Origin of the sequence: Pseudomonas sp. NFACC10-1 (assembly GCF_900119195.1) — a bacterium.
GTDB classification, from domain to species: Bacteria; Pseudomonadota; Gammaproteobacteria; order Pseudomonadales; family Pseudomonadaceae; genus Aquipseudomonas; species Aquipseudomonas cerasi.
Genome location: NZ_FPJB01000001.1, coordinates 436196 through 451164 on the forward strand (window position 1 = coordinate 436196; position 14969 = coordinate 451164).

Below are 14969 nucleotides of genomic sequence, written 5' to 3' on the forward strand. Positions count from 1 at the left end.
GATCATTCACTGGTGAGGGCCGCGACCGGGTCGAGGCGGGCAGCTTTGCGGGCCGGCATGAAGCCGAAGATCACGCCGGTAATCAGGGCGCAGGCAAACGCCCCGGTCACAGCCGGCAGGGTAAACGCAACGGCCACCTTACTCAGCAACAGCGCTGCGCCCATGCCCAGCGCCAGCACGATACCGGCCAGCCCGCCGACCACGGAAAGCATCACAGCCTCGGTGAGAAACTGCCGCAGGATGTCGCTCTGTCGCGCACCGGTGGCCATGCGGATGCCGATTTCACGGGTGCGTTCGCGCACTGTCATCAGCATGATGTTCATCACGCCGATACCACCGACCAGCAACGAAATGGCGGCAATCGAGCCGAGCATCAGCGACAGGGTGTTCTGGGTGCGTGCTTCGGCCTGGATCATCGCGGCGTTGTTGGTCAGTTCGTAATCCTGTTTGCCGTGATGCAGTTGTTGCAGCAGCTCGCGGATCGCTGTTTCGGCCTGTTTGACGTTGTTGGCGTCACGGGTGGCGATGGTGATGTACTCGGGGTCCTGCGTGCCGAACAGGCGGATACTGGCCGACGAGTAGGGGATGGCGATGCGATTGTCGCTGTCCAGATCGCCGGACGTGGCGCCTTTTTCCTGCAGCACGCCGACCACCTGAAAAGGCACGTTTTCGATCAGGATGTACTGGCCGACAGGGTCGCTATGCTCGCCGAACAGTTTCTGGCGAACCTTGTAGCCAATCACTGCGACGGCGGCTGCGTTCTGTTCATCCGCTTCGCTGAAATAACTGCCTTCCACCACCGGCCAGTTGAAGATCGCCGGAAAGTGCGTGTCATTGCCGCCGACGTAACTGGAGTGATCGACGTTGCCGTAGCGCACCCCGGCCTGGCCGCCGTTGACCGGCATGATCATTTTCACCTCGGGCAACTGGCCCAGCGCGGCGACTTCCTCCAGGGTGATGACGCCTTTGGGCGCGCGCGGATTGGGCGCCTTGCCGTTGAGGTAAATGATATTGGAACCGAACGAGGACATCTGCGCCATGACCTGACGCTTGCTGCCTTCGCCGACGGCCAGCATCACCACCACCGACGCCACGCCGATGACGATGCCCAGCAGGGTCAGCGCGGTTCGGAAGCGATTGATCCACATGACGCGCCACGCCGCCTGAACCGCCTCGAGCAGCTCGCCTTGCCAGGCGCCGTGGCTGCCGCTGCCCTCGCTCAGGCGCTTGCGCAGGTCGACCGCCTGCAGCGTGCCCGGATTGACTGAGCGCTGCACGTCAGAAGCATCTCGAGCCGTATCACTGATCACCAGCCCATCGCTGATCTCGATGACCCGTTTGGCGCGCGCCGCCACTTCCCGGTCATGGGTGATGAGGATCACCACATGGCCCTGGCTGGCCAGTTCGTCCAGCAGGGTCATCACCTCCGCGCCACTGTGGCTGTCCAGCGCACCGGTGGGCTCGTCGGCGAGGATGATGTGCCCGCCATTCATCAAGGCGCGGGCGATGGAAACCCGTTGCTGCTGGCCGCCGGACAACTGATGCGGTCGATTGCCGGTGCGCGACGCCAGGCCCAGTCGGTCAAGCAGGGCGGCGGCCCGCGCATGACGCTCTGCGGCGGGCGTCCCGGCGTAGATTGCCGGCATCTCGACGTTTTCCTGTGCCGAGCCGGACGGAATCAGGTGATAGCCCTGAAACACGAACCCGAACGCTTCACGGCGCAGCCAGGCGAGCTCGTCGCTGCCCAGTTCGGCGACGTTTTCCCCGGCGAACAGGTATTCGCCCGAGGTCGGGCGGTCCAGGCAGCCGAGGATGTTCATCAGCGTCGACTTGCCGGACCCGGAAGCGCCGACAATCGCCACAAACTCACCGGCATGAATCGACAGATCGATGCCGCGCAGCACGTTGACCCGTGGGCTGTCGCCTCCGCCGTAGGATTTACGGATGCCTCGCAGGTCGATCAGCGGCGTGCGCATTCAGCCTCCGCTGCCGACAGAGGCGGGCACCAGCAGGCGCTCACCTTCATTCAGCCCGTCGAGTACCTGCACGCGCAGGCGGTCGCTGATGCCGGTGCGCACCTCACGGTTCTGCACCTCACCATTGGCAGATAGCACCTGGGCGGTCTGCCGATCGGCCTGCGCCCCGTTTCGCAACGCCGCGAGTGGCGCGGTGAGGGTGTTCTCGGCTTTTTCGGCGACGAAGAATATCTGTGCGGTCATTTCTGCCATCAGCGCCTGATCGCTGTTATCCACGTCCAGCAGCACGGTGTACAGCACCACACGGCCACCGCCGTTCTTGCGCGAACTGCTCGGGCTGCCGCCGCCCTGATTGGCTTGATCCAGCGGCCTGGGCGGCACCGGCAGGATCTGCCGCACGGTGCTGCTCCAGCGCCGGTTGCCGCCGCTCAAGGTGGTGAAATAGGCAGTCATGCCGGCTTTGACATGGCCGATATCGGCTTCCGAGACCTCGGCCCAGACCGTCATCGGTGACAATCGGGCGATGCGCAGAATCAGCGGGGTCTGTTGTTGCGCGTTCAGCGTCTGGCCTTCACGTGCATCGAGGGCGACCACTGTGCCGCTCATGGGCGCGAAAATACGGGTGTAGCCCAGCGCTGCTTCGTCGCTGCGCAGCGCGGCCTGAGCTTCGAGAATCTGCGCCTTGAACATATCGACCCGTGCCTGGGTGGCGCGAAATTCCGATTCCGCAGCCTGAACGTCCTCGGCCCGTGTGGCGCCGCCTGCGGCGAGGCGCTTCTGGCGCTGCTGCTTCTGTTCTGCAAGTTCGTGCAGCGCACGCTGCTCCTGCAATTGCGCCTTGAGGTTATCGATGGCGTAGCGTGCGGCGTCGAGTCTGGCCTTTTGCGTCGAAGGGTCGATTTCGACCAGCAAGTCGCCTTCCTTGACCTGATCGCCGACCTGGGCATGGATTTTCATGATCTGCCCGCTGGCCTGCGAGCCCACATCCACGTAACTGCGCGGCTGCAGGGTACCGAGCGCCGTGACGCTGTTTTCGATCGTGCCGCGGGTCACCGTCACGGTCGCGGCGCTGCTTTTGCCGTCGGGCAGGATCTGCCAGGCGCATACGGCAATGACCGGGAACAGGCACAGCGCCACCAGGAGGGCGCGGCGAGGATGTCGAGAGCGTTTCATGCAGATTCCTGCGCTGGGAGATCAGTCGGTCGGTGAACGACGGCCACGAGAGCTGCCCTTTAAACGAGGCATGCCAGCAGGAATTTAGCGTTGATCACGGGTTACCCGCTTCGGCTAAACATCAGCGTCCGTGCTTCGTTTAACGGGAGCGGCTAATTCGGGTCGTCTTGTCGAGTTGGAGTCAGCGTGATTATGTCCAGACCCCTGTGCGGTTTTGTGTTTGCAGGTCTTTCGTTCGCTGTGATTTTCCCTGCGCAAGCCTTGGTTGAGCCTGGAAAACAGGCGGCCAGTGCCGAGATCCGGCGGACCGGTTTTGGCGTGCCGCATATCGTTGCCGCCAATGAGCGCGGTCTGGGTTACGGCATCGGTTATGCCTATGCGCAGGACAACCTGTGCCTGCTGGCCAATGAGATCGTCACCGTCAACGGCCAGCGCTCGCGCTATTTTGGCCCCGATAAGGCGACCCTTGAGCAGCGCAACAATATGGCCAGCGACCTGTTGTTCCAGTGGCTCAATACGCCGCAGGCACTGGCGAATTTCTGGAATGCGCAGCCGCTGGAGATTCGCCAGTTGATGCAGGGCTATGTCGCCGGTTACAACCGCTCGCTCGATGAACAGAAGGCCAAGGGCCTGCCGCAGCCCTGTGCGGCCGAGTGGGTTCGGCCGATCAGTACCGATGATCTGCTGCGCTTGACCCGTCGCCTGCTGGTAGAGGGGGGCGTGGGGCAGTTCGCCGAAGCGCTGGCCGGTGCTACGCCGCCTGCGCTGCAAAAGCCACTGCAGGTAAATGCTCAGCAGGTTCAGGCGCTGCAACTGGCTGCTGCGCGCAACCAGCGGTTTGCTCTGGAGCGCGGCAGCAATGCCGTGGCAATAGGGCGCGAGCTATCGGCCAACGGGCGCGGCATGCTGCTGGCCAATCCGCATTTTCCATGGGCTGGCGGCCTGCGCTTCTATCAAATGCACCTGACCATTCCCGGCAAGCTCGACGTGATGGGCGCAGCCTTGCCGGGCCTACCCCTGATCAATATCGGCTTCAATCAGCATCTGGCCTGGAGCCATACCGTCGACACGTCGAAACACTTCACGCTGCATCGCCTGCAGCTCGACCCGAAGGATTCCACCCGTTACCTGCTGGATGGCAAATCGGTTGCCATGGACAAGCAGCAGGTGAGTGTCGACGTGAAGCAAGCCGATGGCAGCCTGAAGTCGGTGCCACGCATTGTCTATTCGTCCAGGTTCGGTCCGGTGGTGCAGTGGCCGGGCAAGCTGGACTGGGACGAAAAGTTTGCCTTCAGCCTGCGTGATGCCAATCTGCAAAACGACCGAGTGTTGCAGCAGTGGTATGCAATGGACAAGGCTGACAGCCTCAAGGCGTTTCAGGATTCGGTGCGCAAGATCCAGGGCATCCCGTGGGTCAACACCCTGGCAGTCGATGCGCGGGGGCAGGCGCTGTACATGAACCTCTCGGTGGTGCCAAACGTCGACGCCGTCAGGCTTGCCCGATGCAGTGATCCGCGCATCGGCACGGAACTGATCGTGCTCGACGGCTCGCGCAGTGAATGCAACTGGGAGGTTTCCGCAGAGGCGGCACAGGCCGGTATTTATCCCTCTTCCCGTCAGCCGCAGTTATTGCGGACCGACTTCGTGCAGCACTCCAACGACTCGGCCTGGATGGTCAATCCCGCTGCGCCGTTGAAGGACTTTTCGCCGCTGATCAGCGAGGACAGCCAGCCGCTGGGGCAGCGAGCACGTTTTGCGCTGGATCGGCTGGGCAGCCTGAAGAAGGCGGGCAAGATCAGCGTCGAGAACCTGCAAGCGATGGTCATGGACAACGAGGTCTATCAGGCCGGGCAAGTGCTGCCGGATCTGCTCAGGTTCTGTGCCTCGGAGCTGGGTGATGATGCTGCGCGGCTGACGCCGCTGTGTACCGCACTGAAAGCCTGGGATGGACGCGCTGACCTGAACAGTGGCATCGGGTTCGTGTACTTCCAGAGAATCATGACGTCCATGCAGGCTGTTGCCTCGCGCTGGCGTGTTGCGTTCGACCCGCGCGACCCGGTTCACACGCCGAGCGGGCTGGCGATTGAGAACCCGCAGGTCGCCACTGCATTGCGCTCCGCCATGCGGGCCGCAGTGGATGAAGTGGCCAAGGCAGGCCTCTCGGCAAGCAGTCAATGGGGCGACATTCAGGTGTCCAGCATCAGCGGCAAGCAGATCCCGATTCACGGTGGTCCGGCCGGGCTTGGCATCTACAACGCCATGCAGACCGTGGCAGGCAAGGACGGCAAGCGCGAGGTGGTCAGTGGCACCAGCTACCTGCAGGTGGTGACGTTCGACGAGCACGGCCCAAGGGCGCAGGGTTTACTGGCGTTCTCTGAGTCGAGCAATCCACAGTCAGCCCATTCAAGCGACCAGACTGACGCATTTTCAAAAAAACAATGGCAGGCGTTGCCGTTCACTGAACAGCAGATCAAGGCTGATCCTGCGTATGAGGTGCAGGTGATAAGCGAGGAGCCTGATCGCTGAAAGAGGCAAGAAAAGCGTTTGGGCCATGCGGCCCAAATGCGCTTATCGGTAATCAGCCGCCCGGTGTATCGATATCGGCGTCAACGCCAGTGGTGGGCTGATGATTGCGTAAATCCTCGGTTTTTTCTTCCGGCTCGTGGTCAGGCACGTAGGCGCTGTCGCTGGTTGACTGGCCCTGCGACTGAGTCTGTGACTGACTTGGGGAAGGCGTCTGGCCCTGGCTCTGGCCATTGCCCTTTTCAGTCTCGGGTTTTACATCCCCGACTTGCGGCTCGATTGCCGGATCGTTGCGGTCCGGGCCCGGGCTGGCAGGTGCGTCCTGATTTGGCGTCGGTTCTTTCTGACGTTGCGGTTCGATAGACATGAGTACCTCGATATCGGTTTCAGAAAATGTTCTGACACAGTTTCGAGGAGTAGTAATGGGGATCGTTCGATTCAGTTGCCGAATGGTGATGCAGTGGGAAGTGCTGCGTGCAAGGCTGTTGGATAAGCGCTGTTCGCGAAAGGCCCGTACGTTGCATGAGATGCATCGACCGGAGAACAGCCTTCGCGAACAGGTTCGCTTCTACCAGTGCGCTTCAGCGCAGTCAGAGCACTTTTTTGATCGCGTCACACACCACGTCGATGTTCTTCTGATTCAGCGCGGCCACGCAGATACGCCCGGTGTCCAGCGCGTAGATACCGAACTCGCTGCGCAGGCGCTGGGCCTGTTCGGCGGTCAGACCGGAGTAGGAGAACATGCCGCACTGGCGCGCGACGAAGCTGAAGTCCTGACCGGCCGGGTTGTCAGCCAGGCGCTCGACCATCGCCTTGCGCATGCCCTGGATGCGCAGACGCATTTCGCCCAGTTCCTCTTCCCACATTGCACGCAACGCAGGGTCGTTAAGCACCGCAGCGGAGATGATCGCACCGTGGGTCGGCGGGTTGGAATAGTTGGTGCGGATCACGCGCTTGACCTGGGACAGGACGCGAGTGGTTTCTTCCTTCGATTCGGTAATGATCGACAGCGCGCCGACGCGTTCGCCATACAGCGACAGTGATTTGGAGAACGAGCTCGAGGCGAAGAAGGTCAGGCCCGACTCGGCGAACAGGCGCACTGCCAGGGCATCTTCCTGAATGCCCTGACCGAAGCCTTGATAGGCCATGTCCAGAAACGGTACGTGGCCTTTAGCCTTGACCACTTCCAGCACTTTTTTCCAGTCATCCAGGCTCAGGTCGACACCGGTCGGGTTGTGGCAGCAGGCGTGCAGCACGACTACCGAGTTGTTCGGCAGGTTGTGCAGGTCTTCGAGCATGCCGGCACGGTTCACGTCGTGGGTGGCAGCGTCGTAGTAGCGGTAGTTCTGCACCGCAAAGCCTGCGGTTTCGAACAGCGCGCGGTGGTTTTCCCAGCTCGGGTCGCTGATGGCGACGACGGCATCGGGCAGCAACTGCTTGAGGAAGTCGGCACCGATCTTCAGTGCGCCGGTGCCGCCGACCGATTGGGTGGTCAGCACACGGCCCGAGGCGATCAGCGGCGAATCAGCGCCCAGCAACAGTTTTTGCACGGCCTGGTCGTAAGCGGCAATACCGTCGATCGGCAGGTAGCCACGCGGCGCATGCTGGGCCACGCGGATCTTTTCGGCTTCGGCCACGGCGCGCAGCAGGGGAATGCGCCCGTCTTCATCACAGTAGACGCCTACGCCAAGGTTGACCTTGGTGCTGCGGGTGTCGGCGTTGAAGGCTTCGTTGATACCCAGGATCGGATCGCGGGGTGCCATTTCGACAGCGGAAAACAGGCTCATGGTGCGGCGGCTCTTGGTGAAGAGTGGGAAGGGGACACGCTGAGGCTCGATGCGCCAAAGCGGTGCGCAAACTGAGCGTAGTATAGAGAGCATCCCCTCGGTGATCGACAGTGCAGGGCGGGTTTTTTACAGGTTTTTGCGCATATTTGTAGAACGTTCGTTCGGTTAAAACCTCAATGCTTTAAGTGCGTGCCTTGAAAGGCTGATATATGACTCCATCTATTAGCCATCACTTCAAAACATCGCACGCCTGCTTCCCGGCGGGAACGGCTGTTTGCGATGATTTCGTCGTTGCGCGCCGTCATGCGCCGACGAATATTTCCAGTTGTGCCGTCGAGGCGGTCAGGTCGCGGAAGGTTTCACGCGAACCCCGTCACACGCGCACCATTCAAGAGGTCAGTTATGTCCGAGTTCCAGCTCGTTACCCGCTTTGAGCCAGCCGGCGATCAGCCCGAGGCCATTCGCCAACTGGTCGAAGGGATCGACGCCGGGCTCGCGCACCAGACCCTGCTCGGGGTGACCGGGTCGGGCAAGACGTTCAGCATCGCCAACGTGATTTCCCAGATCAAGCGTCCAACGCTGGTGCTGGCACCGAACAAGACCCTGGCGGCGCAGTTGTATGGCGAATTCAAGGCGTTTTTCCCGAACAACGCCGTGGAGTACTTCGTTTCCTACTACGACTACTACCAGCCGGAAGCCTACGTGCCGTCGTCCGACACCTTCATCGAGAAGGATGCCTCGATCAACGACCACATTGAACAGATGCGTCTGTCCGCGACCAAGGCGCTGCTGGAGCGCAAGGATGCGATCATCGTCACCACGGTGTCGTGCATCTACGGCCTGGGCAGTCCGGAAACCTATCTGCGCATGGTCATGCACATCGATCGTGGCGACAAACTCGATCAGCGTGCCTTGCTGCGCCGCCTCGCCGACCTGCAGTACACCCGTAACGACATGGACTTTGCCCGTGCGACGTTCAGGGTGCGCGGTGATGTGATCGATATCTACCCGGCCGAATCCGATCTGGAAGCGATCCGGGTCGAGCTGTTCGATGACGAGGTCGAGAGCCTGTCGGCGTTCGATCCGCTGACCGGGGAGGTGATTCGCAAGCTGCCGCGCTTCACCTTCTACCCGAAAAGCCACTACGTCACCCCGCGCGAGACGCTGATTGAGGCGATGGAGGGGATCAAGGTCGAGCTGCAGGAGCGCCTCGAATACCTGCGCAGCCAGAACAAACTGGTGGAAGCTCAGCGTCTGGAGCAGCGCACCCGTTTCGATCTGGAAATGATGCTGGAGCTGGGCTACTGCAACGGTATCGAAAACTACTCGCGCTACCTGTCGGGCCGTCCTTCCGGTGCGCCGCCGCCAACCCTTTTCGATTACCTGCCACCGGATGCCTTGCTGGTGATCGACGAGTCCCACGTCAGCGTGCCGCAGGTCGGCGCGATGTACAAAGGTGACCGTTCGCGCAAGGAAACCCTGGTCGAGTACGGCTTCCGTCTGCCATCGGCACTGGATAACCGCCCGATGCGTTTCGACGAGTGGGAGGCGATCAGCCCGCAGACCATTTTCGTCTCGGCGACCCCGGGTAACTACGAGGCCGAGCACGCCGGGCGTATCGTCGAGCAGGTGGTGCGTCCGACCGGCCTGGTGGACCCGCAGATCGAGATTCGTCCGGCGCTGACCCAAGTCGATGATCTGCTGTCGGAAATCCACAAGCGCACCGCGCTGGAAGAGCGGGTGCTGGTCACCACGCTGACCAAGCGCATGTCCGAGGATTTGACCGACTACCTGAGCGACCACGGGGTGCGCGTGCGTTACCTGCACTCGGACATCGATACGGTGGAACGTGTCGAAATCATCCGCGACCTGCGCCTGGGGACGTTCGATGTGCTGGTGGGCATCAACCTGCTGCGCGAAGGCCTGGACATGCCGGAAGTGTCGCTGGTGGCAATTCTCGATGCCGACAAGGAAGGCTTCCTGCGCTCCGACCGTTCGCTGATCCAGACCATTGGCCGGGCGGCACGTAACCTCAATGGTCGGGCGATTCTGTATGCCGACCGGATTACCGGCTCGATGGAGCGCGCCATCGGCGAGACCGAGCGGCGACGCGAGAAGCAATTGGCGTTCAACCTGGAACATGGCATCACCCCCAAAGGTGTGTTCAAGGACGTCGCCGATATCATGGAAGGCGCCACCGTCCCCGGCTCGCGCAGCAAAAAACGCAAAGGCATGGCCAAAGCCGCCGAAGAAAACGCCCGCTACGAAAACGAACTGCGCTCGCCGAGCGAGATCAACAAACGCATTCGCCAACTGGAAGAAAAAATGTACCAACTGGCCCGCGACCTGGAATTCGAAGCCGCCGCACAAATGCGCGACGAAATCGGCAAACTGCGCGAGCGGTTGCTGGCGGTTTGAAGCATTGGACACGCCACCTCTCATGCCGGTGCGGCGACCCCCGGATCAGTGTCAGGGCGAAGGAACCCGACGAAGTCGGGCCGGAAACGGAGCAGGGGGCTTTGGTCACTTTGGCCCCTTCGAAGTGACTCGCCGAGGGGCGAAAAGGTGACCTGAGTCGAACCCCCATTTACCTGACAAAGAAAAACCGCCGTGTGGCGCAGAGCGTCACGAACTGCATGCCCACGCGGAGCACTGGCACGATAATCAGCTGAATTTGTTTACAACTCCGGGCGCGGAGCTTGCGGAACGAGAGGCGTCCGGGCAATTGCCTTTGTTGCTGGAGCCTCATGCCCCCGGCCTGTTAACATTCCGCGCTTGATCGACCTAATTCGGGATTTTCCATGACCACCGTTCGTACCCGCATCGCGCCATCGCCCACAGGCGACCCCCACGTCGGCACGGCCTACATCGCGCTGTTCAACTACTGCTTTGCCAAACAGCACGGCGGCGAGTTCATCCTGCGCATTGAAGACACCGATCAACTGCGCTCTACCCGCGAGTCCGAACAGCAGATCTTCGACGCACTGCGCTGGCTGGGCATCGACTGGAGCGAAGGCCCCGACGTCGGTGGTCCGCATGGCCCATACCGCCAAAGCGAGCGCGGCGACATCTATAAGAAATACGCGCAGCAACTGGTCGACATGGGCCATGCCTTCCCGTGCTTCTGCACCGCCGAAGAGCTGGACCAGATGCGCGCCGAACAGCAGGCCAGGGGCGAAACCCCGCGCTATGACGGTCGCGCCTTGCTGCTCTCCAAGGAAGAAGTCCAGCGCCGCCTGGATGCCGGCGAGCCACACGTGATCCGCATGAAAGTGCCGACCGAAGGCGTCTGCGTCGTCCCTGACATGCTGCGTGGCGAAGTCGAAATCCCGTGGGACCGCATGGACATGCAGGTCCTGATGAAGACAGACGGCCTGCCGACCTACTTCCTCGCCAACGTCGTCGATGACCACCTGATGGGCATCACCCACGTACTGCGCGGCGAAGAATGGCTGCCATCGGCACCCAAACTGATCCTGCTGTACGAGTACTTCGGCTGGGACAAGCCGCAGCTGTGCTACATGCCGCTGCTGCGTAACCCCGACAAGAGCAAGCTGTCCAAGCGCAAGAACCCCACGTCGGTGACCTTCTACGAGCGCATGGGCTTCATGCCCGAGGCGATGCTCAACTACCTGGGGCGTATGGGCTGGTCGATGCCTGACGAGCGCGAAAAGTTCTCCTTGCAGGAGATGGTCGACAACTTCGACCTGTCGCGTGTTTCGCTGGGCGGGCCGATTTTTGATATAGAAAAGCTGTCCTGGCTCAATGGCCAATGGCTGCGTGATCTGCCGGTCGAGGAGTTTGCCTCGCGTCTGAAGACCTGGGCGCTGAACCCTGACTACATGATGAAGATCGCACCGCACGTGCAGGGCAGGGTAGAGACCTTCAGTCAGGTTGCACCGCTGGCCGGCTTCTTCTTTGCAGGTGACGTCACGCCTGATGTGAAGCTCTTCGAACACAAGAAGCTGTCTCCGGAGCAGGTGCGCCAGGTGATTCAGTTGATCCTGTGGAAGCTGGAATCGCTGCGTCAGTGGGAGAAGGACCGGATCATGGGCTGCATTCAGGCCGTGGTCGAGCATCTCGAGCTCAAGCTGCGAGACGCCATGCCATTGATGTTCGCTGCGATCACCGGTCAGGCCAACTCGGTCTCGGTGACCGATGCGATGGAAATCCTCGGCCCGGACCTGACTCGCTTCCGCCTGCGTCAGGCCCTCGATTTGCTGGGCGGCGTTTCCAAGAAAGAAAACAAGGAATGGGAAAAGCTGCTGGGCTCGATTGCCTGAGGCATTACCTGTTCCTGTGAATCGCCCCCGGTTTTCCGGGGGTTGAAAGGTAAGTGGTTGTATTACCGACAAAAAACTTTGCAAATTGTAGAAAATAAATTTGACAGCCCTGTCACTCACGCTTAATATGCGCCCCGTCCACTGATGTGGGGCTTTAGCTCAGCTGGGAGAGCGCCTGCATGGCATGCAGGAGGTCAGCGGTTCGATCCCGCTAAGCTCCACCAAATTTAGCATTTCAGAGTGCTGCTACACTGCTCTGAAATGATGTGAAACAAGCGGATCCAGCGACCGTTTGTTTTGCAAGAAGGTTTTGTCCCCTTCGTCTAGTGGCCTAGGACACCGCCCTTTCACGGCGGTAACAGGGGTTCGAGTCCCCTAGGGGACGCCAGTTTCACCGAGGGATGCCGGAAGGTTGATCTCCGCCGAGAGGCGTAAATCCGGGGCTTTAGCTCAGCTGGGAGAGCGCCTGCATGGCATGCAGGAGGTCAGCGGTTCGATCCCGCTAAGCTCCACCAATTTTGCCAGGGTTCATCGTTCGATGAACCTGACTGAAGGTTTTGCGTCCCCTTCGTCTAGTGGCCTAGGACACCGCCCTTTCACGGCGGTAACAGGGGTTCGAGTCCCCTAGGGGACGCCACGATTTCCCGCTCTGCGGGACCAAGGGTCATTCGATTATTGAATGGCCCTTTTGTTTTTTCAGGGTTTGAAAACCCCTCCTTTCTGTTTTTATCTATTGCCACACTCAACTGTAACCGACTCTCGTGCCGATACTGCGTTGGCATGCCGTTCAGGACACTCCGCGTCCTCTATGCGTTCGCAACGCAGTGCGCCGCGAACTACATCCTCGCGCTGCAGCCCTCTTGGTTATACACAAATCTTGTGGGAGCGAGCTTGCTCGCGAAGAGGCCGGTATAGCCCCCAGGAAATAGGGGTTGGATGCATCGTCTTCGTGAGCAAGCTCACTCCCACAGGTCTGTGTCCAGTCTGCACGTACGGTTTCAGGCCTTTTATCCGGGCTTATCCAGACTTGTGTATGACTCTGAGCGCTGTAGCGTGAAGAGCAAAAGGCGTTCGGAGGGGCGCTTTTCATGCCAACGCGTGTGAACGCGCGCCATGACCCGCTACACTCCCGCCAATTACATCCACTCAAGCAGGAGCACGCATGGTCTGGGACCGGGCAACGCCGTTTGTCATCGATCTGAACGTCGCCGCCGAAGACATCGACGGCCTGGGGCATGCCAATAACGCTGTCTATGTGTCCTGGCTGGAGCGCTGTGCCTGGCGTCATTCGCAGTTCCTCGGGCTGGACCTTACCGAATACCGGCGTCTGGATCGGGCGATGGCGGTGGTCAGGCATGAGATCGACTACCTCGCCAGCGCCTACGAGAACGACGAGCTGCAATTGGCGACCTGGATCGTCGACTGGGATCGCCGCCTGAAAATGACCCGCTGCTTTCAGCTCAAGCGTCCTGCCGACAACCTGACCTTGCTGCGCGCGCAAACCACCTTTGTCTGCATCGAACTGTCCACTGGTAAGCCCAAGCGCATGCCTGCCGAGTTCATCGAGGGCTATGGCGCAGCCATCTCTGACAGCGCCGTTCCCAATCCGCACGCCGGGCAGTAAACTGCCGGACTTTTTTCGAGTGTGACCCATGCAAATTGCTCTGGCGCCCATGGAGGGGTTGGTCGACGACATCCTGCGTAATGTGCTGACGAAAGTCGGCGGCATCGACTGGTGCGTGACCGAATTCATCCGGGTGTCCGAGCGTTTGATGCCAGCGCATTACTTCTACAAGTACGCATCGGAATTTCACCAGGGCGCGAAAACTGACGCAGGCACGCCGTTGCGCCTTCAGTTGCTGGGCTCTGACCCGGTGTGCCTGGCCGAAAACGCCGCGTTCGCCTGCGAGTTGGGTGCACCCGTGCTGGACCTCAACTTCGGCTGCCCGGCCAAGACCGTCAACCGCTCACGGGGCGGCGCAATCCTGCTCAAGGAGCCGGAACTGCTGCACTCGATCGTCAGCCAGGTGCGCCGTGCCGTGCCCAGACCTATCCCCGTTACCGCCAAGATGCGCCTGGGTTACGAAAACACCGATGGCGCGCTGGACTGCGCCAGAGCGCTGGCTGACGGCGGGGCAGAGCAAATCGTCGTTCATGCGCGCACCAAGGTCGACGGCTACAAGCCTCCCGCGCACTGGGAGTGGATTGCGCGCATCCAGGAAGTGGTCAATGTCCCGGTGGTCGCTAACGGGGAAATCTGGACCGTTGAGGATTGGCGCCGTTGCCGTGAAATCTGCGGTGCGCGGGACATCATGATCGGTCGCGGTCTGGTGGCGCGTCCTGATCTGGCCCGGCAGATCGCTGCAGCGCAGAAGGGCGACGAGGTCGTGCCCATGACCTGGAACGAGTTGCAGCCGATGCTGCGGGTCTTCTGGCAGGACTGTCTGGCGAAGATGACACTGATTCAGGCGCCGGGCCGGCTCAAGCAGTGGCTGGTGCTGCTGACCAAAAGCTACCCCGAGGCGACTCTCATGTTCAATACGTTGCGCCGCGAAACCGACTGCAATCGCATCAGCGTATTGCTGGGTTGCGCGCCCGGTTGCTTACCCAGAAGCTGATCCCGACGAACGGTCAAAAAAATCCTGAAAAAAGTCTCTTGAAAAGCGAATGGCTGTCCCTATTTTGGTGACCAAGCGATGCCGAACACGGGTCGCGTAAACCACTCGCTGATAAACAGGAGAATTGTTATGGCTACTGCATTTTCTCTGGCTCCACTGTTTCGCAACTCAGTGGGATTCGACCGCTTCAATGACCTCTTCGAGTCGGCGGCGCGAAATGAGACAACCAGCGGCTATCCGCCCTACAACGTCGAGCGGCACACCGATGACCATTATCGAATCGTGATTGCTGCAGCAGGCATGCAAGAGCAGGATCTCGAGTTGCAGGTTGAAAAAGGTGTGCTGACCGTGATCGGCAACAAGCGCGAGCAAGAAGCCGAAAACGTGACGTATCTGCATCAGGGTATTGCCCGGCGGGAATTCAAGCTGTCATTCAGGCTGGCGGACAATATCGAAGTCAAAGGGGCCGATCTGTCTCACGGCCTGCTGAATATTGACCTGGTGCGCAACGTGCCGGAAGAAGCGAAACCAAAACGCATTCCGCTCAATAGCCAAAAAGCGCTGGAAAACTGATCCGACAGGTGATGTTGAGTCAGCGGCATGTAACGG

General features: G+C 60.6%; 10 protein-coding genes and 4 tRNA genes. 10 read left to right on the forward strand and 4 right to left on the reverse strand.

Annotation, left to right across the window (positions count from 1 at the left end):
- Window positions 1-2: 2 nt before the first annotated feature.
- Together BT119_RS01765 and BT119_RS01770 are read right to left on the reverse strand one after the other, a co-directional pair.
- The gene (locus BT119_RS01765) at window positions 3-1976 is read right to left on the reverse strand and encodes a MacB family efflux pump subunit (protein WP_072364625.1); all 1974 of its coding nucleotides are present in this window, start codon (window positions 1974-1976) and stop codon (window positions 3-5) included.
- On the reverse strand, window positions 1977-3149 hold the full coding sequence (locus BT119_RS01770) for an efflux RND transporter periplasmic adaptor subunit (RefSeq protein ID WP_072364627.1): 1173 nt from the start codon (window positions 3147-3149) through the stop codon (window positions 1977-1979).
- Window positions 3150-3341: 192 nt separating this feature from the next.
- On the opposite strand from BT119_RS01770, the gene BT119_RS01775 reads away from it, so the two are divergent.
- The gene (locus BT119_RS01775) at window positions 3342-5675 is read left to right on the forward strand and encodes a bifunctional acylase PvdQ (RefSeq protein WP_072364629.1); all 2334 of its coding nucleotides are present in this window, start codon (window positions 3342-3344) and stop codon (window positions 5673-5675) included.
- 52 nt (window positions 5676-5727) lie between these two features.
- On the opposite strand, the gene BT119_RS01780 is transcribed toward BT119_RS01775, so the two are convergent.
- Both BT119_RS01780 and BT119_RS01785 read right to left on the reverse strand, forming a co-directional pair.
- Complete coding sequence (locus tag BT119_RS01780; RefSeq protein ID WP_003366637.1) at window positions 5728-6039, reverse strand: hypothetical protein; 312 nt, start codon at window positions 6037-6039, stop codon at window positions 5728-5730.
- 223 nt (window positions 6040-6262) lie between these two features.
- Window positions 6263-7459, reverse strand: a complete 1197-nt coding sequence (locus BT119_RS01785) for an amino acid aminotransferase (RefSeq protein ID WP_003366639.1) — start codon at window positions 7457-7459, stop codon at window positions 6263-6265.
- A 402-nt stretch (window positions 7460-7861) separates the two neighbouring features.
- On the opposite strand from BT119_RS01785, the gene uvrB reads away from it, so the two are divergent.
- From uvrB to BT119_RS01835, 9 genes are all read left to right on the forward strand, one after another.
- Window positions 7862-9877, forward strand: coding sequence for an excinuclease ABC subunit UvrB (uvrB, locus tag BT119_RS01790; RefSeq protein WP_003366641.1), 2016 nt, complete (start codon window positions 7862-7864; stop codon window positions 9875-9877).
- A 383-nt stretch (window positions 9878-10260) separates the two neighbouring features.
- On the forward strand, window positions 10261-11742 hold the full coding sequence (gltX, locus tag BT119_RS01800) for a glutamate--tRNA ligase (RefSeq protein ID WP_058415974.1): 1482 nt from the start codon (window positions 10261-10263) through the stop codon (window positions 11740-11742).
- Between the two features lie 148 nt (window positions 11743-11890).
- Window positions 11891-11966, forward strand: a tRNA-Ala gene (locus BT119_RS01805).
- 88 nt (window positions 11967-12054) lie between these two features.
- Window positions 12055-12130, forward strand: a tRNA-Glu gene (locus BT119_RS01810).
- Window positions 12131-12181: 51 nt separating this feature from the next.
- Window positions 12182-12257 (forward strand) — tRNA-Ala (locus BT119_RS01815).
- Between the two features lie 46 nt (window positions 12258-12303).
- Window positions 12304-12379 (forward strand) — tRNA-Glu (locus tag BT119_RS01820).
- A 525-nt stretch (window positions 12380-12904) separates the two neighbouring features.
- Window positions 12905-13366, forward strand: a complete 462-nt coding sequence (locus BT119_RS01825; RefSeq protein WP_054081903.1) for an acyl-CoA thioesterase — start codon at window positions 12905-12907, stop codon at window positions 13364-13366.
- A 28-nt stretch (window positions 13367-13394) separates the two neighbouring features.
- Complete coding sequence (locus BT119_RS01830; RefSeq protein ID WP_072364632.1) at window positions 13395-14360, forward strand: tRNA dihydrouridine synthase; 966 nt, start codon at window positions 13395-13397, stop codon at window positions 14358-14360.
- 129 nt (window positions 14361-14489) lie between these two features.
- Entirely contained in the window at window positions 14490-14933 is a 444-nt protein-coding gene (locus BT119_RS01835; protein WP_003316521.1) for an Hsp20 family protein, read from the forward strand.
- Window positions 14934-14969: the final 36 nt, after the last annotated feature.

Coding starts and splice junctions, on each gene's coding strand:
- BT119_RS01765 (WP_072364625.1), bottom strand. CDS start 1,976: ATGCGCACGCCGCTGATCGACCTGCGAGGCATCCGTAAATCCTACGGC.
- BT119_RS01770 (WP_072364627.1), bottom strand. CDS start 3,149: ATGAAACGCTCTCGACATCCTCGCCGCGCCCTCCTGGTGGCGCTGTGC.
- BT119_RS01775 (WP_072364629.1), top strand. CDS start 3,342: ATGTCCAGACCCCTGTGCGGTTTTGTGTTTGCAGGTCTTTCGTTCGCT.
- BT119_RS01780 (WP_003366637.1), bottom strand. CDS start 6,039: ATGTCTATCGAACCGCAACGTCAGAAAGAACCGACGCCAAATCAGGAC.
- BT119_RS01785 (WP_003366639.1), bottom strand. CDS start 7,459: ATGAGCCTGTTTTCCGCTGTCGAAATGGCACCCCGCGATCCGATCCTG.
- uvrB (WP_003366641.1), top strand. CDS start 7,862: ATGTCCGAGTTCCAGCTCGTTACCCGCTTTGAGCCAGCCGGCGATCAG.
- gltX (WP_058415974.1), top strand. CDS start 10,261: ATGACCACCGTTCGTACCCGCATCGCGCCATCGCCCACAGGCGACCCC.
- BT119_RS01825 (WP_054081903.1), top strand. CDS start 12,905: ATGGTCTGGGACCGGGCAACGCCGTTTGTCATCGATCTGAACGTCGCC.
- BT119_RS01830 (WP_072364632.1), top strand. CDS start 13,395: ATGCAAATTGCTCTGGCGCCCATGGAGGGGTTGGTCGACGACATCCTG.
- BT119_RS01835 (WP_003316521.1), top strand. CDS start 14,490: ATGGCTACTGCATTTTCTCTGGCTCCACTGTTTCGCAACTCAGTGGGA.